23 protein-coding genes, 7 tRNA genes and 4 pseudogenes are annotated in these 25,199 nt (G+C 64.1%); 23 read left to right on the top strand and 11 right to left on the bottom strand.

Annotation, left to right across the window (positions count from 1 at the left end; translation table 11 throughout):
- Positions 1-81: 81 nt before the first annotated feature.
- The 3 genes and pseudogenes from ACSJDS_RS08145 to msrB all read right to left on the bottom strand — a co-directional run bounded on the left by ACSJDS_RS08145 (position 82) and on the right by msrB (position 2,833).
- Positions 82-1,314, bottom strand: coding sequence for a pyridoxal phosphate-dependent aminotransferase (locus ACSJDS_RS08145; RefSeq protein WP_473032835.1), 1,233 nt, complete (start codon positions 1,312-1,314; stop codon positions 82-84).
- A gap of 58 nt (positions 1,315-1,372) precedes the next feature.
- Positions 1,373-2,355 (bottom strand): annotated as a pseudogene (gene ylqF / locus ACSJDS_RS08150) (ribosome biogenesis GTPase YlqF).
- Between the two features lie 76 nt (positions 2,356-2,431).
- On the bottom strand, positions 2,432-2,833 hold the full coding sequence (gene msrB / locus ACSJDS_RS08155; RefSeq protein WP_473032836.1) for a peptide-methionine (R)-S-oxide reductase MsrB: 402 nt from the start codon (positions 2,831-2,833) through the stop codon (positions 2,432-2,434).
- A 155-nt stretch (positions 2,834-2,988) separates the two neighbouring features.
- Between msrB and ACSJDS_RS08160 the strand changes: the two genes are divergently transcribed.
- From ACSJDS_RS08160 to ACSJDS_RS08215, 12 genes and pseudogenes are all read left to right on the top strand, one after another.
- Positions 2,989-3,064, top strand: a tRNA-Glu gene (locus ACSJDS_RS08160).
- 24 nt (positions 3,065-3,088) lie between these two features.
- Positions 3,089-3,163: transfer RNA gene (locus ACSJDS_RS08165), tRNA-Gly, on the top strand.
- Between the two features lie 36 nt (positions 3,164-3,199).
- A tRNA-Glu gene (locus ACSJDS_RS08170) sits at positions 3,200-3,275 on the top strand.
- A 59-nt stretch (positions 3,276-3,334) separates the two neighbouring features.
- Positions 3,335-3,409, top strand: a tRNA-Gly gene (locus tag ACSJDS_RS08175).
- 18 nt (positions 3,410-3,427) lie between these two features.
- Positions 3,428-3,503, top strand: a tRNA-Glu gene (locus ACSJDS_RS08180).
- 9 nt (positions 3,504-3,512) lie between these two features.
- Positions 3,513-3,587, top strand: a tRNA-Gly gene (locus tag ACSJDS_RS08185).
- 164 nt (positions 3,588-3,751) lie between these two features.
- Positions 3,752-4,713, top strand: a pseudogene (locus tag ACSJDS_RS08190) (ABC transporter ATP-binding protein).
- On the top strand, positions 4,710-5,483 hold the full coding sequence (locus tag ACSJDS_RS08195) for an ABC transporter permease (RefSeq protein WP_473032837.1): 774 nt from the start codon (positions 4,710-4,712) through the stop codon (positions 5,481-5,483). Before ACSJDS_RS08190 ends, ACSJDS_RS08195 begins: the two are co-directional and overlap by 4 nt.
- 3 nt (positions 5,484-5,486) lie before the next feature.
- Positions 5,487-6,321 (top strand): annotated as a pseudogene (gene queF / locus ACSJDS_RS08200) (NADPH-dependent 7-cyano-7-deazaguanine reductase QueF).
- Between the two features lie 85 nt (positions 6,322-6,406).
- Positions 6,407-6,966: pseudogene (locus ACSJDS_RS08205) on the top strand (nitroreductase family protein).
- Between the two features lie 13 nt (positions 6,967-6,979).
- A complete protein-coding gene (locus ACSJDS_RS08210; protein ID WP_473032838.1) occupies positions 6,980-7,483 on the top strand; it encodes a YiiD C-terminal domain-containing protein in 504 nt (167 codons plus the stop codon).
- A gap of 102 nt (positions 7,484-7,585) precedes the next feature.
- Positions 7,586-7,673, top strand: a tRNA-Ser gene (locus ACSJDS_RS08215).
- A 242-nt stretch (positions 7,674-7,915) separates the two neighbouring features.
- Here the strand turns inward: ACSJDS_RS08215 and ACSJDS_RS08220 are convergent.
- A complete protein-coding gene (locus ACSJDS_RS08220) occupies positions 7,916-8,572 on the bottom strand; it encodes a L,D-transpeptidase family protein (RefSeq protein ID WP_473032839.1) in 657 nt (218 codons plus the stop codon).
- 225 nt (positions 8,573-8,797) lie between these two features.
- Between ACSJDS_RS08220 and ACSJDS_RS08225 the strand changes: the two genes are divergently transcribed.
- Positions 8,798-9,631, top strand: coding sequence for a hypothetical protein (locus tag ACSJDS_RS08225; protein ID WP_473032840.1), 834 nt, complete (start codon positions 8,798-8,800; stop codon positions 9,629-9,631).
- 7 nt (positions 9,632-9,638) lie between these two features.
- Here the strand turns inward: ACSJDS_RS08225 and ACSJDS_RS08230 are convergent, their stop codons facing one another.
- Positions 9,639-9,896 carry a hypothetical protein gene (locus tag ACSJDS_RS08230; RefSeq protein ID WP_473032841.1) on the bottom strand — a complete coding sequence of 86 codons (258 nt, stop codon included), beginning with the start codon at positions 9,894-9,896 and terminating at the stop codon, positions 9,639-9,641.
- A gap of 182 nt (positions 9,897-10,078) precedes the next feature.
- Here ACSJDS_RS08230 and ACSJDS_RS08235 point away from each other — a divergent pair, with 182 nt between their 5' ends.
- Entirely contained in the window at positions 10,079-10,669 is a 591-nt protein-coding gene (locus ACSJDS_RS08235; protein ID WP_473032843.1) for a hypothetical protein, read from the top strand.
- Positions 10,630-11,061, top strand: a complete 432-nt coding sequence (locus tag ACSJDS_RS08240) for a hypothetical protein (protein ID WP_473032844.1) — start codon at positions 10,630-10,632, stop codon at positions 11,059-11,061. The genes ACSJDS_RS08235 and ACSJDS_RS08240 overlap by 40 nt, the downstream gene beginning before the upstream one ends.
- A 15-nt stretch (positions 11,062-11,076) precedes the next feature.
- Here ACSJDS_RS08240 and ACSJDS_RS08245 read toward each other — a convergent pair whose 3' ends face one another.
- Genes ACSJDS_RS08245 through ACSJDS_RS08265 form a run of 5 tightly spaced genes read right to left on the bottom strand, consistent with a single transcriptional unit; the run spans position 11,077 to position 14,632 of the window.
- The gene (locus tag ACSJDS_RS08245) at positions 11,077-12,486 is read right to left on the bottom strand and encodes a patatin-like phospholipase family protein (protein ID WP_473032845.1); all 1,410 of its coding nucleotides are present in this window, start codon (positions 12,484-12,486) and stop codon (positions 11,077-11,079) included.
- Entirely contained in the window at positions 12,483-12,710 is a 228-nt protein-coding gene (locus ACSJDS_RS08250; protein ID WP_473032846.1) for a hypothetical protein, read from the bottom strand. Before ACSJDS_RS08250 ends, ACSJDS_RS08245 begins: the two co-directional genes overlap by 4 nt.
- Positions 12,711-12,732: 22 nt before the next feature.
- Positions 12,733-14,202, bottom strand: a complete 1,470-nt coding sequence (locus ACSJDS_RS08255) for a c-type cytochrome (RefSeq protein ID WP_473032847.1) — start codon at positions 14,200-14,202, stop codon at positions 12,733-12,735.
- 21 nt (positions 14,203-14,223) lie between these two features.
- Positions 14,224-14,466: a hypothetical protein gene (locus tag ACSJDS_RS08260; RefSeq protein ID WP_473032849.1), complete on the bottom strand. Its 243-nt coding sequence runs from the start codon at positions 14,464-14,466 to the stop codon at positions 14,224-14,226.
- A gap of 34 nt (positions 14,467-14,500) precedes the next feature.
- On the bottom strand, positions 14,501-14,632 hold the full coding sequence (locus tag ACSJDS_RS08265) for a hypothetical protein (RefSeq protein WP_473032850.1): 132 nt from the start codon (positions 14,630-14,632) through the stop codon (positions 14,501-14,503).
- Between the two features lie 144 nt (positions 14,633-14,776).
- Between ACSJDS_RS08265 and ACSJDS_RS08270 the strand changes: the two genes are divergently transcribed.
- The 8 genes from ACSJDS_RS08270 to ACSJDS_RS08305 all read left to right on the top strand — a co-directional run bounded on the left by ACSJDS_RS08270 (position 14,777) and on the right by ACSJDS_RS08305 (position 21,751).
- Positions 14,777-16,585: a peroxidase family protein gene (locus tag ACSJDS_RS08270; protein WP_473032851.1), complete on the top strand. Its 1,809-nt coding sequence runs from the start codon at positions 14,777-14,779 to the stop codon at positions 16,583-16,585.
- 361 nt (positions 16,586-16,946) lie between these two features.
- The gene (locus ACSJDS_RS08275; RefSeq protein ID WP_473032852.1) at positions 16,947-17,150 is read left to right on the top strand and encodes a hypothetical protein; all 204 of its coding nucleotides are present in this window, start codon (positions 16,947-16,949) and stop codon (positions 17,148-17,150) included.
- Positions 17,147-17,518: a hypothetical protein gene (locus ACSJDS_RS08280; protein WP_473032854.1), complete on the top strand. Its 372-nt coding sequence runs from the start codon at positions 17,147-17,149 to the stop codon at positions 17,516-17,518. The genes ACSJDS_RS08275 and ACSJDS_RS08280 overlap by 4 nt, the downstream gene beginning before the upstream one ends.
- Positions 17,515-18,333 carry an NADH:flavin oxidoreductase gene (locus tag ACSJDS_RS08285; RefSeq protein ID WP_473032855.1) on the top strand — a complete coding sequence of 273 codons (819 nt, stop codon included), beginning with the start codon at positions 17,515-17,517 and terminating at the stop codon, positions 18,331-18,333. Before ACSJDS_RS08280 ends, ACSJDS_RS08285 begins: the two co-directional genes overlap by 4 nt.
- Before the next feature lie 50 nt (positions 18,334-18,383).
- Positions 18,384-18,872: a tRNA-dihydrouridine synthase gene (locus ACSJDS_RS08290; RefSeq protein WP_473032856.1), complete on the top strand. Its 489-nt coding sequence runs from the start codon at positions 18,384-18,386 to the stop codon at positions 18,870-18,872.
- Positions 18,873-18,879: 7 nt separating this feature from the next.
- On the top strand, positions 18,880-20,430 hold the full coding sequence (locus tag ACSJDS_RS08295) for a c-type cytochrome (RefSeq protein ID WP_473032857.1): 1,551 nt from the start codon (positions 18,880-18,882) through the stop codon (positions 20,428-20,430).
- Positions 20,431-20,453: 23 nt separating this feature from the next.
- Positions 20,454-20,846 carry a hypothetical protein gene (locus tag ACSJDS_RS08300; protein ID WP_473032858.1) on the top strand — a complete coding sequence of 131 codons (393 nt, stop codon included), beginning with the start codon at positions 20,454-20,456 and terminating at the stop codon, positions 20,844-20,846.
- Positions 20,847-21,427: 581 nt separating this feature from the next.
- Positions 21,428-21,751 (top strand): tetratricopeptide repeat protein, encoded by a 324-nt coding sequence (locus tag ACSJDS_RS08305; RefSeq protein WP_473032859.1) that lies wholly within the window; start codon positions 21,428-21,430, stop codon positions 21,749-21,751.
- Positions 21,752-22,348: 597 nt separating this feature from the next.
- Here the strand turns inward: ACSJDS_RS08305 and ACSJDS_RS08310 are convergent.
- On the bottom strand, positions 22,349-25,105 hold the full coding sequence (locus tag ACSJDS_RS08310; RefSeq protein WP_473032860.1) for a WD40 repeat domain-containing protein: 2,757 nt from the start codon (positions 25,103-25,105) through the stop codon (positions 22,349-22,351).
- Between the last annotated feature and the right edge of the window lie 94 nt (positions 25,106-25,199).

Below are 25,199 nucleotides of genomic sequence, written 5' to 3' on the forward strand. Positions count from 1 at the left end.
TGTTGCTTAGATACGGTCTCGGCGATTGGGTTTCAAGCCGCTGCAAGCTTTGGCGGACCGCGGCGTCAATCCGGGCCGGGACTACTGCCGGTAGCGCGACAGGAACCGTGCGAAGCGGTCCAGGGCGTCGCCCAGCTGGTCGGCCCAGGGCAGGGTGACGATGCGCACATGGTCGGGCTCGGGCCAGTTGAAGGCGGTGCCCTGGACCAGCAGGATCTTCTCCTGGAGCAGCAGGTCGAGCACCATCTGCTGGTCGTCCTGGATATTGAACACCTTGGGGTCCAGTCGCGGGAAGGCGTAGAGCGCGCCCTTGGCCTTGGTGCACGTCACCCCGGGAATGGCGTTGAGCTTGTCGAAGGTGATGTCGCGCTGGGCGAGCAGCCGCCCGCCGGGCAGGATCAGGTCGTTGATCGACTGATAGCCGCCGAGAGCGGTCTGAATGGCGTGCTGGGCCGGCACGTTGGCGCACAGGCGCATCGAGGCCAGCATGTTGATCCCCTGGAGGAAGTCCTGGGCACGCTGCATGGCGACGCTGCCGGAGAGGATCATCCAGCCGGAGCGGAAGCCCGCGCAGCGATAGCTCTTGGAGAGCCCGTTGAGGGTCACCACCAGCTGGTCCTCGTCGGCCAGCGCCCCGGTGGAGACATGCTCGGTGCCGTCGTAGAGGATCTTGTCGTAGATCTCATCGGAGAACACCACCAGGTCGTGCTGGCGGGCGATCTCCAGCAGCTCGCGCACTACCTCCGGCGGATAGACGGCGCCGGTGGGATTGTTGGGATTGATGATCACGATGGCTCGGGTATGGCCGGTGACCTTGGCGCGGATATCGTCCAGGTCCGGCGCCCAGTCGGCCTGCTCGTCGCAGCGGTAGTGCACGGCATGGCCGCCCGAGAGGTTGGCAGCGGCGGTCCACAGCGGGTAATCCGGCGCGGGGATCAGCACCTCGTCACCGTCGTTGAGCAGCGCCTGCAGCGCCATCACGATCAGCTCGGAGACGCCGTTGCCGATGAAGATGTCCTCGATGCCAACGCCGGGAATCTCCTTGCGCTGGCACTCCTGCATGATCGCCTTGCGCGCCGAGTAGAGCCCCTTGGAGTCACAGTAGCCCTGGGCGGTGGGCAGGTTGCGCATCACATCCTGAAGGATCTCCTCCGGCGCCTCGAAGCCAAACGGCGCAGGGTTGCCGATGTTGAGCTTGAGAATGCGCTGACCCTCGTCTTCCAGGCGCTTGGCATGTTCGAGCACCGGGCCGCGGATGTCGTAGCAGACGTTGTCGAGCTTGTGCGATTTCCTGAAAAGGGCGGGCGTGTCCATGGCGTATCCGAATTCCAGTGGTGTCCAGTGGCCGCTCGAGTCGGGGCGGCTCGGGTGATTATGCGGGCTCGCTGCCTGCGCCGCCACGGCAGTCGGAAGCGGAGGCTTCGTCGAGCGCTTCCGGCGCGGGCGGTGGCGGAATGTCGGCCGGTGTTTCCAGCGTCAGCCGGCCCAGCTTGCCGTCGCGCAGCTCGTGGAGCAGTACCTCGGCGCCGCGGTGCAGGTCCACTTCGCCGCCCGGGCGCAAGCCGCCGCGCCTGGCGGCGATCTCGGCCAGTATCGCATGGCCGTCGAAGCCCGCCAGGGCCAGTAGGTCCACCCGCGCCGGGCCGTCGGCCTCCACCCGCTCCGCCTCGGGATTGGGGCTGTAGGGGGTAGCACCTTGAGCTTGTAGCGGGACTTGAGCGCGTCGGGGTAGCGTTTGGCCAGCTCGGCGGCGGTGACCATGCCCACGTCGATATAGTCGATGGCGGTATCGCGGATGGCGCCGCTGGCGGCCAGGCGGTAGGCGCTGGCCTGATCCTCGATCTTCGGCCATAGCACCCCGGGGGTGTCGATCAGCGCCACTCGTCCGTTGATGCGCACCTTCTGCTGGCGCTTGGTGACCGCCGGCTCGTTGCCCGTCTTGGCCAGGGTGCGGCCGGCCAGGCCGTTGATCAGGGTCGACTTGCCGACGTTGGGAATGCCCATGACCATTACCCGCACATCGCGGTCGGCGCGTACGGCGCCCGCCAGCTCGTGGCACAGCTTGGGAATGCGCTTGAGTTCGCGGGCCTGAGTGGTGGTGATGGCGAGCGCGCGGGTGTCGGGCTGGGCGTCGAAGTGGGCGACCCATTCGCGGGTGCGCTCGGGGTCGGCCAGGTCGGCTCGGGAGAGAATCTTGAGCACCGGGGTGTGACGGGTCAGCTCGGCCAGCATGGGGTTGGCGCTGGAGTAGGGCAGCCGGGCGTCGAGGACCTCGATCGCCACGTCGATCTCTGGCAGCGCCTCCTGGATTTGGCGGCGCGCCTTGTGCATGTGTCCCGGGTACCAGCCGAGCATCGTGCCTCTCCTGCCTAAATGAAACGGCCGCCCATCATACCAGAAGGGCGGCCGTTTCAGGGCAGGGGAAAGACGGCTACTCACCGGGGTGGAAGGTGATGGCCACCGAGTTGATGCAGTAGCGCAGGCCGGTGGTATCGGGCGGGCCGTCCGGGAAGACGTGGCCCAGGTGGGCGTCGCAGTGGGCACAGGTGACCTCGGTGCGCTGCATGCCGTGGGAGTCGTCACTATGCTCTTCCACCGCCGACTTGCCCAGCGGCCGGTCGAAGCTCGGCCAGCCGCAGCCGGCATCGAACTTGTGCTCGTTCTCGAAAAGCGGCGCATGGCAGCACACGCAGTGATAGATGCCGTGCTCGTCGCTGACTCGGTAGTTCCCGCTGTAGGGGCGTTCCGTGCCCTTCTCGCGGGTGACGCGATACTGCTCCGGAGTGAGCTGGGCACGCCATTCGGCGTCGCTCTTCTCTATCTTCTTGCGCATGGCGTCTCTCCTGCTTGGTGCTTTCCGTCATCTCGTGTCCATCAGACACTGGATGCCGCCGTCATTTCCAGCCCCGGGGCGTTCACGGCCGAGTGTTGACAGCTCCCGGGGGCTTGAGTAATATTCGCGCCACCTCGTTGAGGCGAGACGGCTGCGTCCCATTCGTCTAGTGGTCTAGGACACCGCCCTTTCACGGCGGGAACAGGGGTTCGAACCCCCTATGGGACGCCAATCGCTTCATCAGGGTGCCGGAGTGCGGGAATAGCTCAGTGGTAGAGCATCGCCTTGCCAAGGCGAGGGTCGGGAGTTCGAATCTCCTTTCCCGCTCCAGCTCCTGCTTCGGCAGGGGAGCACAGGCTCCAATGCGTCCCATTCGTCTAGTGGTCTAGGACACCGCCCTTTCACGGCGGGAACAGGGGTTCGAACCCCCTATGGGACGCCACGCTGCCGGTTGCATCCGCTATAGCGGTTGCGTTAGTGATAGCATAGACTGTCGTGCATGCGGGAATAGCTCAGTGGTAGAGCATCGCCTTGCCAAGGCGAGGGTCGGGAGTTCGAATCTCCTTTCCCGCTCCAAAGCCGACAAGCTTTTGCGTCCCATTCGTCTAGTGGCCTAGGACACCGCCCTTTCACGGCGGGAACAGGGGTTCGAACCCCCTATGGGACGCCACCTCGAAAAGCGGGAATAGCTCAGTGGTAGAGCATCGCCTTGCCAAGGCGAGGGTCGGGAGTTCGAATCTCCTTTCCCGCTCCAGTTTTCCTCTCCATCTCGAACATGCCAAGGCTCGCCCCCCCTACTTAATTTGATGACCTTGCCCAACGGCGGGGATTTCTGCGTTTTTCCAGGCGGCGACTTGAAAATTTCCTTCGCGCCCTAATGTCTTCTCTCCCCTACCGATTTCAATGCAAGGATGTCTCATGGCCGAACCGGCGCTGTCGATCCGTGGCCTGACCAAGGTGTACGGCAACGGTTTTCACGCCCTCAAGGGCATCGACCTTGATGTCGAGCAGGGCGATTTCTTCGCTCTGCTCGGCCCCGACGGCGCCGGCAAGTCCACCACCCTGGGCGTGGTCTGTTCGCTGGTGCAGAAGAGCGCCGGCCAGGTTTCGATCTTCGGCATCGATATCGACCGCGACTTCGCCCGCGCCAAGTACCACCTGGGCGTGGTGCCCAGGAGTTCAACTTTAACCAGTTCGAGAAGGTCATCGATATCGTGCTCGCCCAGGCGGGCTACTACGGCATGCCGCGTCGCGAGGCGCTGCCGCGGGCCGAGCGGCTGCTCAAGGACCTGGGGCTATGGGACAAGCGCCAGGGCAGCGCGCGGATGCTCTCCGGCGGGATGAAGCGCCGGCTGATGATCGCCCGGGCGCTGATGCATCGGCCCCGGCTGTTGATCCTCGACGAGCCCACCGCCGGCGTCGACATCGAGCTTCGCCGCAGCATGTGGGAGTACATGCGCCGTATCAACCGGGAGGAGGGCACCACCATCATCCTGACCACCCACTACCTGGAAGAGGCCGAGAGCCTGTGCCGCAACGTGGCGATCATCAACCACGGCGAGATCATCCGCAACACCGGGGTGCGCGAGCTGCTCGCCGAGCTCGATACCGAGACCTTCCTTCTCGACCTGTCCCAGGCAGTGGATGAGCCGCCCAGCGTCGACGGCTTCGAGGTGCGCCAGGTCGACAGTGCTCAGCTCTCGGTGGTGGTGCACCGAGGGCAGCGGCTCAACGATGTGTTCGATGCCCTCAGTCGTCAGGGTATCCAAGTGGTCTCGATGCGCAACCGGGCCAACCGGCTCGAGGAGATGTTCGTCTCCATGGTGGAGCAGGGCAACGAGACGCAGGCCGCGGACGCTGCCACGGAGGCCCGAGCATGACGCCGATGCAGATCGTCATCGCCCTCTGGACCCTGGTGCACAAGGAGATCAAGCGCTTCACGCGGATCTGGCCGCAGACCCTGCTGCCCCCATCCATCACCATGACCATGTACTTCATCATCTTCGGCAACCTGATTGGGTCGCGCATCGGCGAGATGGATGGGTTCACCTACATGGACTTCATCGTCCCGGGGCTGATCATGATGGCGGTGATCACCAACAGCTACTCCAATGTGGCCTCGAGCTTCTTCTCCAACAAGTTTCAGCGCAGCGTGGAGGAGATGATGGTCTCACCCATGCCCAACTGGGTGATTCTGACCGGCTTCGTGCTGGGCGGCATGGCCCGCGGCCTGGGGGTGGGCCTGATCGTCACCCTGGTATCGCTGTTCTTCACCCGCATCAGCGTGGCTCACCCGCTGCTGACGCTCGGCGTGGTGGTGCTGACCGCGGCGCTTTTTTCCATTGGCGGTTTCATCAACGCACTGCTGGCCAACAAGTTCGACGATGTGTCCATCGTGCCGACCTTCGTGCTCACGCCGCTGACCTACCTGGGTGGGGTCTTCTACTCGATCTCGCTGCTGCCGACATTCTGGCAGAATGTCTCGCTGCTCAACCCGATTCTTTACATGGTCAATGTCTTCCGCCACGGGTTTCTCGGAGTCTCCGATATCCCGGTGGGCTGGGCGCTGACGGCCATCTTCGCGTTCATCATCGTGCTCTTCGCCATCGCCCTGGGGATGCTCGAGCGCGGCAAAGGTATCAGAAGCTAACTCATGACTCACGATCGCCCCGACACGCTCGCGCATGCCCTCTCGGCCGCGAATCCCCCTATCCCGACCGCTACGATGCCGGGCTGCTCTATCCCATTGCGCGCGGTGCCAACCGGGCGCCGCTGGGCATCGAGGAGGGTGCCTTGCCCTTCGTCGGCGAGGACGAGTGGCACGCCTTCGAGGTCAGCTGGCTCAATGATCGAGGCAAGCCGGTGGTCGCCGTGGCGCGCTTCCGCCTGCCGGCAGACTCGCCGAACCTGATCGAATCCAAGTCGTGGAAGCTCTACCTCAACGGCTTCAACCAGACCCGCTTCTCCAGTCGCGAAGCGGTCATCGAAACACTGGTGAGCGATCTGTCACGGGCGGCCGGCGCCACGGTGGCCGTCGAGCTGTTTGACGTGGACGATGAGCGGCTGGCCCCGCGCCGTCTGCCTGGCGAGTGCCTGGATGACCTGGATATCGAGGTTAGCGGCTACACGCCGAGTGCCTCCCACCTGGCGGTGGGTGATGAGATCGTGGAGGAGACGCTCTATTCCCATCTGCTCAAGTCCAACTGTCCGGTGACCGGTCAGCCGGACTGGGCAGCGTGCTGATTCGCTATCGTGGCCCCCGGCTCGACCGCGAGGGGCTGCTGCGCTACCTGATCGGCTATCGCCAGCACCAGGATTTTCACGAGCACTGCGTCGAGCATATCTTCACCGATCTGATGGCGCGCGCCCGGCCCGAGCGCTTGCTGGTACTGGCCCGCTACGTGCGCCGCGGCGGCCTCGATATCAGCCCCTGGCGCGCCACGCCGGGGGAGCGCCCGCCCGAGCCGCTGCGCCTAGCCCGCCAGTAGCCAACCCTGGGGTGAGCGGCGAGGCCGCAGCTGGTAGAGTGGCGAGAATTCTTCTCGTTGAAGTCCTGGCAAGGGAGTAGAGGGTATGGATGCAATGACCCTGCTGCACGAGCGCAGCTCCATGGGTAAGCTGATCGGGCCGCCGCCGAGCCCCGACCAGCTCGAGGCCATCTATCGGGCCGCGCTGCGTGCCCCGGACCACAAGGAGCTGCGCCCCTGGCGCTTCATCGAATTTTCCGGCGAGGGACTAAGCCGACTGGGGGAGCTGTTTGCCGAGGCGGAATTCCGCGAGGACCCGCACGCCAGCGATACCGTGCTGGACGCGGCGCGCAAGAAGCCGCGGCGGGCGCCAATGATCATCGCGGTGATCGCCAAGGTCACTCCCGACGTGCCCAAGGTGCCCAAGGTCGAGCAGGTGATCTCCGCCGGCTGCGCGGCCCATGCCATTCTGCTGGCCGCCCAGGCGCTGGGGCTGGGGGCCATGTGGCGCAGCGGCAAGTACGCCTTCGACCCTGCCGTTCACAAGGGGCTCGGCTTGGAGGAGGACGACGAGATCGTCGCCTTCCTCTACATCGGCCAGCTGGGGGACGCCACAAGCCCCTACCCGAGCACCGTATCGACGACTTCGTCCAGCGCTGGAACTGAGCGGGAGCTTCCGATGCGTGAGATCGGCGTGCCACACCCGCGGCTTCCCCTGCCGAGGGAAGGCCAGTCCGACGACCCGGCCACGTTTCTTCGCTGGCTGGGCGAGGCCATTCCCCTGGTGGAGCACCTGGGCATTGTGGCCATGCACCGGGACGGCGAACGCCTGACCTGGGAGCTGGCGCTGGTCCCGAGCCTCAACGACAAGGGCACCGGCTTCGGCGGCGCCCTGACCGCCCAGACCACCCTGCTGGGCTGGTGCTGGACCACCCTGTGGCTGCGCCAGCGCGGCTACGCCCGCGATGTCGTCGTGGCCGAGGCCAGCCAGCGCTTTCTCGCGCCGGTGGGCGCAGACTATCGGCTGATCTGCGCCCCGGAAAGCCCGCAGGGCCCCGAAGCGCTTGCCGAACGCCTGCAACGCCGAGGCCGCGGCCGGATCGCGCTGACCCAGCGGCTCTGGTGCGGCGACACCCTTTGCCTGGAAGCCCGCGGCGATTACGCGGTGCTGCCGGCCGGATGACGCAGATGGAAAAAAACGGCTTGCCATCCGGCACTTAAGTCGATACTATGTGCGCCGTTCTGACGCGTTAGGCGCAACGCCCAAGCCGAAGAACCACAATGCGGAGGGGTGTCCGAGTGGTCGAAGGAGCACGCCTGGAAAGTGTGTAAGTCGAAAGGCTTCGAGGGTTCGAATCCCTCCCCCTCCGCCACTGAATATGAATAAGCCGCTGATTTCAGCGGCTTTTTCTTTGCCTGGAAAATGGCAGTCTCCCGGCCGGTTCCCCGCTTGATCTTGCACGGGTGACTGCGCCATCGCACGCCAACTTGGTCCCGTGCCCAACACCATGTCACGGGAACTGGCACGCCACACGGCCCGCCCTGATAAACGATATAACGCCAGCCTCGCCCACCGAGCGCCGGGAAAAGGTAGCGATAGTCGTGGGACCCAGGCCTACTGGATCAGCACCGGGGTATCGATCCCAACCAGTGAGGAGATCTGGCGTACCTGCTCGTTCTCGATAGCCAGGCACCCCTCGGTCCAGTCGATCCGCCGGTTGAGGAAGGGGTCGCGGTCGCCCAGTCCATGAATCCCGATATTGCCGCCCAGCGCGGTATTGGGGTAGGAGAGGCGGTTCTGCTGGTAGTGGCGGCGAATCCGCTCCGCCTCCTCCTGGGTGATCAGCCCCTCCGCCAGCGCCTGGTCGGCCACCCGGGGATTCGGGTAGTTGATGCCGATGAAGGTGATGTACGGGCTGTTGGGGTTGATCCGCTCGACCCGGAACTCGCCCTTCGGCGTCATGGCGCTGCCGCGCATGCGCAGGGTGTCGGCGCCGTTGATTCCGATGGCAAAGTGGGGAATCTCATGGATGACGTGGCGGCCGCGCACCACGGACAGGGTGCGCTGCTTCACGCTGAGGTGGAGCCAGACCACGCCATCCTCGACAGGCAGCAGGCTGATCCCCGTGTCGAGGTCATCCAGAAAGTGAAGCCCAGCTGATCCGGATCGGTAGCTCGACGGCGGTTCGGCCGGTTCGCTCAGCGACGCGCCGGCGGGGCCAGTGGCAAGCAGCAGGGAGAGGGCAAGAAACGTAAGCGGGCGGATCAGCATGGACGGTGGTTTCGTGTGATGAGGGTGGGCTGTGAGCGATAGTGAGGCAATCTACCACGTCCCGGCGCCAGCGGGCAGGGGCTCCCAGCGACCTTCGCGATTTCCAAAGCGTTCAGCACGAGCGGCGAGCGCCAACTCCTGGCCCTGGTCTACGCTGATCAGGGAAGCCATCGGGGTTCTCGGCAGGGGAGTGTGATGCCTGGAACCTTTTGACGGGAGGTTTCCATGGCCATCCGCCTGACCGATCCCCTGCGCGGCGAGTACGAGCGACTGTTCGAGAGTTGCGAGATCCTGCCTCAGCGCCACGCCGAGGTGGAGCGCAGCGTCGATCGGCTGCTCACCCATCGCGAACGCTACGCGTCAGTGACCGAGCGCCGCGGGGTGCCCTGGCACTTCGTGGCGCTGGTGCACAGCATGGAGTCCGGCAGCAGCTTCAGCAGCCACCTGCACAACGGCGACCCGCTCACGGCGCGCACCGTCCAGGTGCCCGCGGGTCGTCCGAAGCGAGGCTCGCCCCCCTTTACCTGGGAGGAGAGCGCCGCTGACGCCATGGCGCTCAAGCGCCTGGATGGCGACACCGACTGGAGCCTGGCCGGCACCCTCTACCAGCTGGAGCGCTACAACGGCTGGGGCTATCGGCTGTACCACCCCCATGTGCTTTCGCCCTACCTGTGGAGCTTTTCGACGCACTACAGCAGCGGCCGCTACGTGGCCGATGGCCGCTGGTCCGACACCGCCGTCTCCCGCCAGTGCGGTGCGGCGGTGGTGCTGCGGCGGCTGGTCGAGCGCGGCGAGGTGGACCTGAGCGACCAGCCGGCCGCCACGCTCTACGCGGAGGTGGCCGGCAAGTCCAAGAAGCGCCGTAGCCCAATGGTGTCGCGCCATCGCATGAGGCGCAGCGGCGATGAGGAGACCGAGAAGGCCCAGCGGCTGCAGCGCTGGCTCACCAGCTTTCCGGGCATCTACCTGAAGCCCGACGGGATCCCCGGGGATCGTACCTCGGACGCCTATCGCCTGGTCACCGGCCACTACCTGCCCGGCGACCCCCGACGTGAGTAAACCCCGTTCACGCTGAGGTCATTTCATGAACCATCGACCCCTGGTACTGCTGCATGGTTGGAACGACGAGGGCCGCTCCTTCGAGCAGCTGGCCGGTCACCTGCGCAAGCGGCTGGGGGCCGACCATGTCCAGCGCATTGCCATCGGCGATTACCTCTCCAAGGACGATGCATTGCGCTTCGACGACCTGCAGGCGGCCCTGGATCGCGCCTGGACTGCGCATGGGCTGCCGCGAGACGTGGCCAGCGTCGATCTTGTCGTCCACTCCACGGGGGGGCTGGTGATCCGCGATTGGCTGGTGCGCCACTTCGCGCCCGAGCAGGCCCCGGTCAAGCATCTGGTGATGCTTGCACCCGCCAACTTCGGATCGCCGCTGGCCCACCTGGGCCGTTCGATGCTGGGCGGATCCGCAATGGGTTCTTCAGCCGTCAGGCGGGGCAAGCGGTCATGGAGACCGGCGCCAATATCCTGCGCGGCCTGGAGCTGGCCAGCCCCTTCAGCTGGACGCTGGCCCTGCAGGACCGCTTCGTCGAGGGCGAGGGCAGGTATGGCCCCGGGCGGGTCCTGTGCAGCGTGCTCTGCGGTAACACCGGCTACGGTGGTATCCGCTCGCTGGCCAACGAGGAGGGCAGCGACGGCACCGTGCGGCTGGCCACCGCCAACCTCAACTGCGCCAAGGTACAGATCGCCTTCCGCGAGGAGGCGCGCGACGGCGGCCGGGTCACCGTGCCGGAGGTGGTCGAGGTCCGCCAGGCCACCGGTCGCTGCGCCTTTCGGATTCTCGATGGCCTCGACCACTCGGCGATCAAGCTCAACGCCGCCGAAAGCCGTCTCAGCCGTGCCCAGCGAGACACCCTAGCGCTGATCGAGCGAGCCCTGACCATCGAGGACGACGCTTTCCACGCCTTCTGCGACGAGTGCGAGGCGGCCAACCAGGCGCTGACGCGCGAGCCGGGGAGAGGCGCGGCAAGCCGGGCTTTCAGAACACCGTGGTGTGGGTGCGTGACCAGTTCGAGGTGCCGGTCGAGGACTACCTGATCGAGTTCTACGACCCGGGTCGTCCCGACGGCGGTGGGCTGGCGCGTACCATCCACGAGTCGGCGATTCGCAAGGTGCACAACTACCAGGCCGACACCTCGCTGCGCAGCCTCTATATCGACACCGCTCGTCTCTGCGAGGCCGTCGAGCGTGCCGGCACCCGGCTCGGCATGTCGATCACCGCCGAGCCGATGCTGGATGAGGACGAGCGCAATGCACGCTATACCCCGGTGGGGTTTCGCACTCTGGCCGATGAGGACATCGAGGATCTCTGCCTGGAGTCCGACCAGCTGCGGGCGCTGTTCCAGCCCCATCGCACCCTGCTGGTGGAGGTTCGATTGCATCGCTCCCAGGCCGACAACGTCTTTCGCTTGAACGAGGCGCCAGGCTGATCGGCGCCCCGGACTTCAGTGTCGGCACAGGTGCCCAGGCGAGCCTTCTCGCTGGCCCACCAGCTGTTGGAAGCAGGGCGACTGCTCCAGTAGCCGGGCGCCGATGCGGCGCAGCGCATCCACCTCCTCGGCGGGCAGGTGGAAGCGGGTGGGAATGCGCTGGAAGCGCTCCCGTTCGTCGGGGTCCTCCAGCTGATCGAAGCCAACGTAGATGTAGTAGAGATCGACCTGGTGCAGGCCATTGCCGGCCTCCCGGGAGAGCCGCTGGGCATCCGCGCGGTCGCGCAGGGTCTCCCGGAGCAGCTCGACCGTATCGAAGGAGTAGTTGACCAGCGGCGTCGTGGCGATGGTATTGATCACCTGCTTGGGGCCGGGGGAGCGAGGGGAGGTATCGAAGTCGGCCGCCGGGCTTGCCGGCTTGGCGTCCACCACGATCACCACCAGCGTGTCTACCAGCTCCCGGTTGATCTTGTTCAGCACGCTCCACTCCACCTCCTGTAGGGTGGGGGCGCGCAGGGCGTCGAGGGCGGGGCGCAGGCCGATATTGTCGGAGACGCCGCCGTCGAGCAGGTGCACATAGTCGCGCTCCAGCTCCTGGTAGCGCTCCCAGTTGCGCGCCCGGTAGTAGCGGCGGGGATCGGCCTCCAGGCCCTGCAGTGCGTTGGCCACCCAGGGCGGCGCCTCGTAGCCGCAGCGCCCGGGGTAGCTGTTGAGCGTGAGCGGCGTGAAGGCGATGGGAAAGTTCGAGGAGGCCGCCACGGCGCGCGACAGGGGGATGCTGTCCAGGTCGACGCACATCGGGTCCAGCTGCGACTGCACGAAGGTGAACTGGGCCCCCTTGTCCATGTCGGTGGCGTTGATCAGCAGGAACGGCTTGCGGCCCCGGTCCGTCAGGTCGGCGAAGCTGGCCTCGTCGAAGAGCAGCTGCTGGTAGACCTCCTCGGCGAGCTCGATGCGCCCGAAGGTGGGTGAGGCCAGCCTCGCCCAGTTGATGGGGTTGAGCAGCCGGCGCCTCAGGTCCGCCTCCACGTCCCGGTAGAGGAAATCGCGCTCGAACCTTCCCCCCTCCTCGAAGATGGCGTCACCGTGCAGCCCGTAGTAGGCCGCGGTGAAGCTGCCACCGGATACCGATGAGATCACGTCCACCTGATCCAGCAGGTTGCGCGACGCCCCATTCATCTCGACCTGGCTGTCGCGCAGCGTCTCCAGCACGCCGTAGGCCAGGGCGGCGGCCCGGGTGCCCCCGCCGGAGAAGCTGAGAATCACGAACAGCTCCTCGCTGTTCTCCGCGCCCTCGAGATTGGCGTAGCGGTAGCCGCTGGTGGGATCGACGCGCTCCAGCGGCCGGGCCTCGGGAAAGGAGGCGCAGCCGGCCAGCGCCGCGAGCAGCAGCAGGGTGATCGACAGCCTGGCGACAGGGCTCACGGGGCCGACGCCTTGGGGGTGAACTCGACGATCAGCGGCGCCGTGGGCAGGGTGCCGACGACCTCGACACGCTGGGACTCGGGCGTGAAGTCGGCCGGCGGGCCCAGGGTCACCGTGTACCAGCCGGCGTCGACCTGGCAGACCGTCTGGGTCCAGGCGGCGGGCTCGCCGTCGATCCAGACCTCGCGGCGATAGGGAAAGACGACCTTCAGGTACTCGGCCATGGCATGGCTCCTAGAATGGTTCCTAGAGGGTCTTCAGATATTCGATCAGCGCCGCCTTGTCCTCGTCGTCGAGCTGGGTGCCGAAGGCCTCTCCCTCATGCCCCTGGTGGCTGTTCCCCGGCTCCGCGGTGTCATAGAGAAAGCCCTCGCGCTCGGCGGCCTCGCCCGCGTGGATGAAGCCCAGGCGCTCGGGATGGTAGACGTCGTAGCCGCGGTAGAAGCGCTCGGGACGCGCGTCTGCGGGCTCGAGCAGATCCTCCAGGGTGGGAACCGAGCCGTTGTGCAGGTAGGGGGCGCGCAGCCAGATGCCGGTCAGGGGCTTGGCCACATAGCCGTCCGTCTTGACGAAGGCATTGAAGTCCCAGGGGTAGTCCTCGGCGTAGGCGTTGTAGCGCTCGGCGGCCTCGGCGGTCCACATCGCCAGGCGGTGGGGGTCGGTATCCACCTCCGGCTGGGGAATCACCGTGCCGGTGCGCGCCCCCTCCAAGCCGTGGCAGCCGGCGCAGGTGCGCTGGAACACCGCCTCGCCTTCGGCAGCCAGGTCGGCGTCGAGGGTATCGAGGAAGGGGTAGGGCGGGGGGCGCTTGGTGAGCAGGTACGCCTCCAGCTCGGCGAGGGCGTCCACGGGCAGGGTGTCGGGGCGCGCGCCGTCGCCGATGGCTCCGCTCAGCACCACCTCGGTCAGGGAGTCGTTGAGCCCGTCCCAGTGTAGGGCGAAGCCCTCCTGCTCGTCCATCGCCCACAGCGGCATGATGTCGGAGTTGCCGATGGTGTCGTCCTCGGCGGGATCGAGGGCCAGCAGGTCGGGGTGGAACTTGACCGGATTGAAGGGATCGATCCGCCCCGGCCCCCAGCGCGGGCGGTCCTCGGTCCAGGTGAAACGCTCGGCCTGCTCCTGAAGGCCGTCCCGGGTCCGCGGAATGATCAGGAAACGGTAGAGCAGGCGGTCGAGCCAGGAGAGCTCGGTCTGCTCCTCGATGGCCGCCAGCAGGGTGGCGGCGGTGAAGTCCGGGTCATGGGCGGCATCCCCCAGGAAGCGCAGGTAGGCCTGGGGGTCGAAGGTCTGATGGGGGCCAGTGGGCACGATCTGGCGTTCGGCGTCCTCGGCGGTGCGATAGCTGGCGGTGTGGCAGGCCGCGCAGTTGATGCCAATGCGCGGGAAGCCGATGGTCTTCTTCGAGAAGCCGACCGGGGTCGCCTCGCCCTCTTCCCAGAGCATGCCCAGGGCAGCGTAGCCGCCTTCGCCGGGCAGGTGCTGGGGAAAGACATCGGGCAGCACCCGCCAGATCCAGTAGGGGATACCCTCCTCCTGTTCGGCGCCGATGGAGCCGTAGAGGTAGTAGGCCTCGACGCTGTCGAAATGCTGCGGCTCCTCGCGAAACAGCTGGTACCAGCCAAGGGCCGCGATGCCTCCCCCGGCCACCAGCAGCAGGAGCAGCCACGCCAGCCAGCGCCGTTTCGTCCCGGAAGTGTCTCCATGCCTGGGTGCCATGAGCGTCTCTCCTCGAGTGCGTTATGCCGTCTTATCGGCGCGGCGAAGCAGCAGCAGCAGGACGCCCTGGCTCATGCCGAAGAACAGGTCCATCAGGGCGAACAGCGGAAATTGCGGATACAGCAGGGTGAAGAAGACCACCCCGGCGAAGCGCGCCAGGACGGTCAGCAGGGCGATGGCCCGGTAGTGAAAGGGATCGAAGGCCGCCGGCAGGTAGAACAGGCTGAGCAGGATCAGCAGCCAGGCGGCGAAGGCGGGCCACACCGTTTCGGTAACGGGGTCGCCCCCACCAGGCCGATCACCGCATTGGGAAAAAGACCGCCGGCAGGGCGAAGAGGAGATTGGCCGCCACTCCCAGCAGCACCATGGTACGAAATCCCACCGCATAGCCGCCCATCACCCGCTGTCCTCCCTGGCCTCGTGCGTCCACGGAACCCTGCTGGTGGTAACTGAAACCCTGTGCTAGAGGTTAGTAGTCAAGTTCAGTAGGGTCACGTTCAACCTACGGGATCAAGACCTCTAAACCTCGCGGCGCCTGGGTTGGCAGCGGTGGTTTTGATCAGGGAGGAGTCCCATGTTCGATCAACGGGGTAGCGGCCTGCTTGGACGCATGTTTCGACGCCTCAACCGGCGCCGCCAGTGGTATCGATTTCCCTTCCCCATTGCCGTCCTCAATCTCGTGGCCCTGCGCCGTAACCTGCGCTGGCACAACCTCTTTTCCACCGAGCGTGAGCCACCCCCGGCGCCCGACAGAGAGGCGATCGACGTTCATGAATTCCGCACCGCCGATGGCAGCTACAATGACCTGGCGGCACCGGCCATGGGCAAGGCCTATACGCGCTTCGGCCGCAACGTGCCGCCTGCCGAGACCTTCGGCGAGACCGGCGAGCGGCTGATGACCCCGAGCCCCAGGGTGATCAGCCGGCGCTTGATGACCCGCGACACCTTCGTGCCGGCGACCACCCTCAATGTGCTGGTCCCCGCCTGGCTGCAGTTCATGGTGCACGACTGGTTCAGCCATGGCAGCAATGACACCGAGGCCGAGCGCTACGAGGTGCCCCTGGACGAGGACGACGACTGGCCCTGGGAAAAGATGACGGTGCTGCGTAGCCGCCGCGACAGCACCCGCTCGGCCGCCGACGAGGGGCACCCCGCGACCTTCCTCAATACCGAGACCCAGTGGTGGGACGCCTCCCAGATCTACGGCAGCAGCCTGCGCCGTCAGCGCCTGGTGCGCACCGACCCCGAGAGCGGCGAGCTGCTGGCCGACGGCAAACTCTACCTCAGGCCCGATGGCCACCTGCCGCTGGACGAGCACGGCATCGAATTGGCCGGTACCAATGGCAACTGGTGGGTGGGGCTGTCGCTGATGCACACCCTGTTCGCCAGGGAGCACAACGCCATCGTCGACCGGCTGCGCATCGAGCACCCCGACCGCGACGGCGAGTGGCTGTTCCAGAAGGCCAGGCTGGTGAATGCCGCCCTGATCGCCAAGATCCATACCGTCGAGTGGACCCCGGCACTGCTCGACACCCCGGAGCTTAGGCTCGGCATGCGCGCCAACTGGTGGGGCGTGCTCGACGAGCACTTCTACCGCAGCCGGGGGCGTGTCAGTGACAGCGAGCTGTTCAGCGGCATCGTCGGCTCACCGGCGGATCACCATGCCGCGCCCTACGCCATCACCGAGGAGTTCAGCGCCGTCTACCGCATGCATCCGCTGATCCCCGACGACTTCAGCTTCCGGCGCCTGGCCGACGACAGCCTGATCAAGGAGTGCGGCCTGACCGAGGTGGCCGGCTCCCTGGCCCAGGCCCTCTACTCGGAGGTGTCGCTCGAGGATGCGCTCTACTCCCTGGGCACCAGCCACCCCGGCGCTCTGGTGCTGCACAACTTTCCTCGCCACCTGCAGCAGCACGAGAAGCAGGCGCCGCATCATCGCACCATCGATCTGGCCACGGTGGACGTGCTGCGCGACCGCGAGCGCGGGGTGCCGCGCTACTGCCGTTTTCGTCGGCTGATCGACATGCCGGCCCCGGCAAGTTTCGCCGAGCTGACCGACAATCCCCAGTGGCAGCGCGAGCTGGAGGCCATCTATGGCGACGTGGAAGAGGTCGACCTGCTGATCGGCTGCCTGGCGGAGACCCCGCCGCCCGGCTTCGCCTTCAGCGATACCGCCTTTCGGATCTTCATCCTGATGGCCTCCCGACGCCTCAAGAGCGACCGCTTCTTCACCGATGACTACACCCCCGAGGTCTACACCCGGGCGGGCATGGAGTGGATCGACAACAACGGCATGGCATCGGTCATCGGCCGCCACTTCCCCGCCCTGGCGCCGCGGCTGGCGGGCGTACGCAACGCCTTCTTCCCGTGGAACCGCGGCTAGATCGTGGGCTGAAAGGATTGGGAGGTGGTGTGGCCAGACGAGTCAATTTTCCCGGCCTGATCAGCCTGCTGGAGGTCACCGACCCCCGGGAGATTCGCCTGCTCGACGGCGAATCGCGTCTCGACCGCTCCCTGGAAGCCGGCGGCGGCGCGATCAATCGGCTGCGCCTGGCCCGCCTGCGCCGCGCCTTCGTTTTCGACGGCGAGCCGCTGCCCGCCCTGCTGGGCGTAATGCGGAGGGGCGCAAGGCGCGTCATGCCGAGCTGGGTCGCCGCCTGGATGAGTGCGCCGAGGCGTCCTCCTGGCGCCGGGACCCGGCCTTCGGGGCCCTGGTGGCTGGGGTTGCCGGCCAGGACCAGGGCGTGGCACTGGGCCCCGCCGCCCAGGGGGTGCTGGGGCGGCTGTTTCGCGACGATTACCGTGCCGATGCGGCAAGCTTCGCGGCCGCTCGGCGGCTCAACGACTATCCGCGGATCAATGCGCTCAAGGCGCTGGGCCAGCGCCTGGGCGGGCAGCTTCGCCGGGACCGCCGGCTGCTGCACGACCGGGCCCGGGGGATGCCATGACCCTGCATGCCACGGGCGTGGCCGTGCACAACCTGGTGGGGGCGCTGGAGGGGATGCGTGCCCTGGCCGCTACGCCGGGGGCCGCGGGCCTCTCCACGGCGGCGGTGCTGGGGCGCTGCCTTAGCGTGCCGGAGACGCTGCTGCGCCAGGTGCTGGCGCCGCTGTCGATGCCCTGCGCCCCGCGGCGCCTGATGCCCGGCGACCTGGTGCTGCTGCGCCTCGCCGAGGCCGTTCGGGCCAGCGGCGACCGGGAGCTGGCCTTCATGGGAGGGAGCTGGGCGCGCTGTCCGGCCCAGCGCTTCATCCTGGCGCTGCTGGCGGATATCTGGGACCGGGCCGTGGCGTCTCGCACAGGGGAGGGCGGATGATGGGCGAGGATGTCATCTTCACGCCGCTCGAGTGGCGCAACCTGGCGGTCAAGAACCGCCTGTTCCGCTCGAACATCTCCGGGCGCTTCGACAACGAGGACGGCAGCCTGACCCAGACGCGCCTCAACTGGGAGTGTCTCTTCGCCCGGGGCGGGGTGGGGGTCATCATCTCCTCCTTCGTGCCGGTGCAGATGGAGGGGCGCATCGTGGCGGGCTACGCCACCATCCACCGCGATGACTTCATCCCGCTGTGGCAGCGCCTCGGCGAGGCCGTTCACCGCTTCGACTGCAAGTACATCCTGCAGCTCAGCCACTCCGGGCGGCAGATGGATCTCCCCGGGGTGCACAACCAGCATCGCCGGGCGCTCAGTTCGACCCACCACAAGGAAGCCCTGCACGGCTTCCTGTGCCGGGCCATGAGCGAGCATGAGATCGAGGACACCGTGGAGGCCTTCGCCCGCGGCGCCTGGCGGGCCCGGGAGGCCGGGCTCGACGGGGTGGAGCTGCACGCTGCCAACGGCTACCTGTTCACCCAGTTCCTGAGCTCCGCCATCAACGACCGGCGCGACCGCTACGGCGGCTCGCTGGCCAACCGGGCGCGCTTCCTGCTGGAGGTGATTCGCGCCATCCGCCAGCGTGTGGGGCCGGACTTCCACCTGCAGGTCAAGATCAGTGTCGTGGACCATAACGACATCCTGCCCTGGGAGGGCAAGGGCAACACCCTGGCGGAGAGCCTGCAGGTGTGCCGCTGGGTTGAGACGGCGGGGGCCGACGCCCTGCATGTGTCGGTCGGCAGCCTCTTCCCCACCCCCTGAACCCGCCGGGGGATTTCTCCTTCGAGACCATCGCCAGCACCTATGACGCCATGCTCTCCGCCGGAGTCGACACCTTCCGCAACTACCTGCTGTTTCGCTACGCGTCGCTGCGCTGGATCTTCCGCTGGCTGTGGTTTCGTCACCAGCGTGGCCATGCGGTAGAGGGGGTGAGCCTGGACGAGGCGCGCGCCGTCCGCCAGGCGGTGGGGATTCCGGTGATCAGCACCGGCGGCTATCAGCGTGCCTCCCTGGTGCGCGAGGCCATCGACAGTGGCGCCTGCGACGCGGTCTCCAGCGCCCGTGCGCTGATCGCCAATCCCGACCTGCCGAAACAGTGGCGGGCCGGGCAGGACCTGCCGGCGCGTCCCTGCACCTTCTGCAACAAGTGCCTGCTCAATGCGCCGAAGAATCCCCTGGGCTGCTACGAGCTCTCCCGCTTCGACGGCGACCACGAGCGCATGATCGCGGCCCTGATGGCCATCTACGACACCCGTCCCGAGCTGCGCCTGCCCCCGGTGCCGCCGGTGCAGAACCCGTGAGACCGCCATGAGACGACAGGAGCCGCCCGTCACCGCCGTGCAACAGGAGGCCCGCCGCCGGCGCCGGCGGCGCCTGCCGCTGACCCTGCTCGCCCTGGCCGTGGGGGTGGCCGGCCTGCTGGCCCTGGCGATCGGCGTGCCGACCCTGTGGCGCTACAGCGGCGAGTCGGTGCGTCACTACGCCGACCCGGAGACCCACTTCCGTCACGGCTCCATCGGCAGCGAGGTGAGCGGGCTGCCGGTGCGGCTGTGGCGGGTCCTGCCGAGCCTCTTCCCGGAGGTCTTCGACGATGGGCACTATGAGGTATTCGGCTTTCTCTACGCGCCGGGCGACGAGGCGAGCCGCGGGGATCTGCCCGTCGGCCTCGGGACCCGGGAGGTGCGGGGCGTGGAGATCGCCTGGTTCAACTGTGCGCTCTGCCACGTGGGCACGGTTCGCGAGTCGTCCGACGAGCCGGCGCGGCAGATCGCCGGCATGCCCTCCAACAACCTGGATCTCTACGGCTTTATCGGCTTTCTGCTGGAGATCGCCGACGACCCGAGGCTGGCGCCGGACAGCGTGCTCGCCGCCATGGACGAGCAGGGCCAGTCGCTGGGCTGGATCGAGCGGCGGGTGTGGCGGTATGCGGTCCTGCCCCGGGTGCGCGAGGGACTGCTGGAGACCCGGGCCGCCCTGGCGCCTCTGCTGGCCGTGCAGCCGCCCTGGGGGCCGGGGCGGGTGGATACCTTCAATCCCTACAAGGTGATCCAGTTCGGCATGGACGCGGCGGAGCTGGAGGAGCAGGAGCGCATCGGTGTCAGCGACTTCCCGGCGATCTTCCTGCAGCGCCCCCGCCAGGGCATGGAGCTGCACTGGGATGGCAACAACGCCTCGCTGCAGGAGCGCAACCTGAGCGCCGCCATCGGCGCCGGGGTAACCGAGGAGAGCGTCGACCACCGGTCCATCGAGCGGGTGGCCGACTGGCTGCTGGACCTCGAGCCGCCGCCCAGCCCCTATCGCCCCGACCCCGAGGGGGTGGCCGCCGGCCAGTCGCTCTACATGCGCCACTGCGCCGACTGCCACGGCTACCAGGACGGTGACCGCTACGTCTTCGAGGGGGAGCGCCTCGGCCGGGTCGAGCCCAACGCGCGGCTCGGCGTCGACCCGGCCCGGCTCGACAGCTACACCGAGACCCTGCGCCGCTACCAGCTGACCCTGTTCGAAGACGACGAGCGCTATCGCTTCCGGCACTTCCGCACCACCGACGGCTACGCCAACCTGCCCCTCGACGGCCTCTGGCTGCGCGCGCCCTACCTGCACAACGGGGCCGTGCCGACCCTCTACCACCTGCTGCTCCCCCCGGAAGAGCGCCCAGAGGCCTTCGTGCGCGGGCTCGACGTGCTGGACGAGGAGAAGGGCGGCTTCGTGGCGCCTTCGTGCACGCCCGGCGAGCCTCTGGAGGCCGGCTTCTGCTTCGACACCTGCCTGCCCGGCAACGGCCGCCAGGGGCATGAATACGGTACCGAGCTGACGCCCCAGGAGCGCTCGGCCCTGCTCGACTATCTGCTGACGTTCTAGGCTGCTGGCCCAGGAGCACTGCTATGCCAACCTCACAAGATGTGTTCGCGACCTATCGGCGGGTGATGACGGTAGGCATCGCCCTCAACGTGCTGCTGGGCCTGTGGCTCTGGCTCTGGCCGGTCGGCCTGCTGGGGATCATGGGGGCCGACCTGCCCTATCCGCTGACCTGGGTGCGCTATGCGGGCCTGGCGATGATCGCGGTCGGGCTGCTCTATCTGCCGGCGGCCCTGGCGCCGCTGCACAATCGCCTGGTGGCGCTGCTGTCGATCCTGTTTCGCGGCCTCTTTGCCCTGTTCTTCCTCTTCGCCATGGGACCGCTGTGGCTGCCGGCGCTGTTCGAGACGGTGTTCGCCGTGCTGCAGGGCGTGACCTTCTGGCGGGCCTGGCGCCGCGACCTGATGGCCAAGCCCTGATCCCGTCATATTCATGAGGACGCTGATCGAGAGGCTTGAAGGCCCTTGCTGCCAGCACTGTCAAGCGACATCAGAAAGTGACCCCCTGGCGACAGTGAAATCTGACCACCTTATCCTCTGCCACTCTATCGCCAAAGACGTCACCCCAGTCGGTGAACGACTTGTTGGAGGGAGATCGGGCAGATGGGTTGAGGGTGCATGCTTCCTGGGAGGTTCCACGGCCGATGGAAGCGTACGGCATCGACACCGTACGCCATGCAAGGCACCGGGGGTTGGTTCCCGATTAATTTGCACTCCTGGGTATGAGAAAAGGCAATTGGTGTTGCTTTGCTATTATAATAATAAGGAATGAAAATTTACTGAACGGTAAGCTCTCGATAGACATTGCGCTAAAATGGTTAATATATGGGTGTGGAATAGATTTAAGCTGGGGTTGGCCAGTATGTACTGGTGACGCCTCATGCTGCGAGTCGATATGTGTCTTCTGAGTATTTTTCATTGTTGGTTATGTTGTTGTCCTGATAATTATTTCTTTGCATGTATTTAGCAAGCTAATATTAATAGTTATAAGGAGGCTCTCAATGCGCCCGCTATATTCACTGCTTCCTGCTATCGCTTTTTTCCTGGTGGCCACTCATGCCCTTTCCCAATCATTTGACACTGGGATGGAGGCTGTCCATGAGGGAGATTACACCACTGCGTATGAAGAATTTCATACTTTGGCGGTGGAGGGAAATGCCGATGCACAATTCCACCTGGCCTGGCTCTATCTAAGTGGAAAAGGGATCTCTCAGGATCCGGATGAAGCCGCGAAGTGGTTTCGATATGCAGCAGACCATGGGCATACCATTGCCCAGTTTATTGTGGGGGATCGCCAAGCCTGTATGTTGAATTTTGTATGTTAAAAGCCTGATGCTTAGGTTGGGAAGAGCTGGTTCGCTGACCTTCTCAGTATCATTTTTCACTAAAAAGCACAGGCGCTGTCAAAAATAGGTTCAGCCGCTAACGCGGATTGCCTGTAATATCATGGCGATGCTTCCTAAGCATACTGCCCACCCGGTAATGATTATTAAAGTTCTTATGGCTTTCAGCATAAGGATGGTAAGCCAGCGTAGTGGTTCTTTCAGTATATAATTCAACCCATATCCTATGGAAAAGGCGATTCCGGCATGATAGTACCACTCGAGATTTGAGAGGGCGCTAAGATATATAAAGATAGAGATGCCAGTAATGGTGCTGATAAAGTTGGCTAGCCCATCAGTGGGGTCGATTTTACTAGCAGGCCTTGGTGAAGGCTTTGGCGTTTTGTCGCCTGTGGCATCAGGTTCGTAGACACTGAACCTGCACATGCCACCACACTGGTAGCAAGTTTTCCAAATGGGAAGGCCATGGCTATCGACTCCATCGGGTATGCTACCGACGCCGTTACACAGCGAGCAGTTCTTTAGTTTGTAGGGCATAACGACCCCCTTCAGCGCACCATGTGCGTTAAATATGTGGCATTATTCAAGCAACTCTCGAGTTTTTGTCACGGCCTGACGCAGCGATTCATCCAACTCGGACATCCCAGCATCAATTAAGGCAGTTCCTGATGGAATACGTGGCCAGATCCAGTGTGCGTGATTCGCTGGAATTATATTGGGGCGCATGCTTCTGCCATCACTCGTATATACGGTCGGTGGGCGTGGGGTGTAATCTGACATCGCAAACGGGGGCTCGATTTCCGTCTTATCGGAGATGTTCAGGAAGGTCCATGCTTCACTGCCGACAAACTGAGGGAGAAAAGCTACATTCTCACTGTCAGGATCGAATACGACGAACCCTGAGTGTACCGGATGGGTGAAGAACGCCTCATCCAGACCATCATCTTTCCAGAAGCTTACCTCTGTCTGGTTACTCTCCTCTGAGGGATGGGTCACCCCGATAACCCTTCCATTATTATGGCAGTCCATGGTTCTATCGAAGATGAGGCCTCCGATATCGGACTTGCCGTATTGACGGAACGTGCCTGTGATTGGGTCCAAGAGGCCGACGACAACAGTGCTCATTTCTTTTCCTGAATCTACGGAGTAACTCGTCAAGATAAGGCATGCATGATCATTGCTTTCCCAGTTGGCATATACGAAAAGGTGACCATCAGGAAGAGGAGCTAGCTGACGGAAGTCGCTATCTACGAATGCCGAGACGAGCTTGGTAGATTCACCAATGCGCCAGAATCTAAGTTCATGATCAGTGCCCTCTTTGCTCAAGGCCATGAGTTGGTTGCCAGCGGGGTTGAAGCGAAGATTATAGGTCAGCGCTATTCGCTGAGAGTATCGTGGCTGCGATGTTTGATCTGGAAGCTCCGGGAATACCTTCAGGTTTGCGAGACGCGTACCATCGATGGCGCTGAATAGAAGCACTTCGTTTCCCTTGCCTGCGGCAATTAGCCTGCCGTCGTCAGAGAAGGTAGAGGGCACAGGCGCATAGGTCATTTCACCATGAGTGTCCTGTAAAAGAACTGCGATATGCTGGCCGCTGTCAACATCCCACAATTCAAGCTGAAGCGGAGGTTCAGGGAAGTTAGAGGTTAACGCCACTCGGCTACGATCAGGTGAAATTGAATAGTAGCCCCAGCCTTCTTGACCGGTAATAGGAAGTTTCACGGAGCGTGACGAGACTGCCAAGTATAATGCACGATAAGCCTCAGAGTATGGTATCAAGGCATCATCATCTTGAACGCTTGCCGGTATGCCTTTCAACGCGGCGGCGATGGCTTCCTGACGCTCTCCCATGGCCAGCAGCTGAGCGGAGCGTGACGCCCACTGCCGTGATGTTGCTTCGGTCCCCGAGACCATCGAGTCTCCTCGATGTTGAGCGCGATTCGTGGCAATATCAGCCAAAGTTTGTTCATCCAGCTTTTTTTCTGCTTCCTTGATCATCTCCACTCCTACGGGAAGCTGTTTCCATAAATATCGACTAAAATGGTGAAGCGTACCAGGGGTGGTAGTTGTTACCTGATGCTGCGTGTTTCCCTCACCGAATATTACAGGTGGCTTGGGCATGAACCCCTCGGGGCCATATGGGTAGTCGACTTTTGACATGTCATCAACCTTTATGGTGATGGGCCCTGCCGGTGTGTATGCCCCAAGATATTGACTTGAGTGATCGAAGCCGATGACGGCGGCATTCTGCTCAATATGTATCAGTTCTGCTTCCGGAAGCGACCATATCTTCAAGATATGGAAATGCCCGGGATCATCCGCATGCTGGCTATAGGAAGCAGAAAAAAAGCGCTGATCATAGCTGCAAGAAATGTTGGCGTCCGGTGAGGCAGCAGCATTGCCTAGCGTGTCAATATGGAGTAAGTCTCCAGTGTCGATATTGGCTATGGACAGGGAAATAAAGCTGTCAGAAAGATCCTGTAGGTTGACGGATTGCAAGCCAAGGCATAAGTTGGATTCATCGCCGAAGTTGGCAGCAAGCAGTGCCGTCTGGCTTCGGGGAAAGTTTGCCAAAGCGCTCAGTCGCTCTGCTTTCCATTGGAGTGCTGGTTTATCCAGGTCAGGATCATCAAGATCCCAGACGGTAATGGCAACAGGATTCTGCTGAAGTACCGCCAAACGATTTCCAGAGGGTGAGATGACAAAGTCCGAAAAGTAGGGGTAGGGGCCCTCTGCTGAGGCCTGCACAACCGCTGGCAATGATTTTAATAGTGATCCATCGTCTGGATTAAAAAGGAGCACTTGACCGTCTTCACTCCCCACCAGAAGATACTGACCATCTTGCGAGAATACCTGTGGGTCATAGCGGCGATAGGCAGAGTGGCTCTCCTGATCGCTGATGAGAAGAATGGAGGCGTCGCCTGTCAGGTCGAGTAGCTCTATAAGGCGCCCTCCTTCATCTCGTTCTGACCTCTTTACGGCACGCTTCCGGTCGGGAGATATGGCCGTAATGTGTGCATGACTTTCTGTTATAGGGAAACGCCCAATGTCAGCATGTAATGCTGAATAGAGAGCGTGATATGCCGCCGCATACGACTCTAGCTCTTCATCGATAATGCTGGATGGAAAAGCGCTCAGTGCTGCCGCAATTGCTGCCTGTCGATCTCCTCCGGCCAGATGCTGAGATGATGTGTCGGCCCATTGCTTAGATGATATGATAGCCTCCGCCTCAGAGCCATCCACTACGCTATCAGACAGAGCTGGTAAAGATAAGGTAAGCGCAGCTGCGGTGGTGAGGCGACGTAAATAAGATGAAACAGCGATATTGTTTTTCATAGTTAATTCGTCCATAGGCGCCGGGCTGCGAAGCATAGAGGGAAACAAAAGCTAGGCCGGCCAAGGTACTGGTTGATAGCCTTGGCGATCATGA

The organism is Halomonas sp. SL18_1 (genome assembly GCF_055755715.1).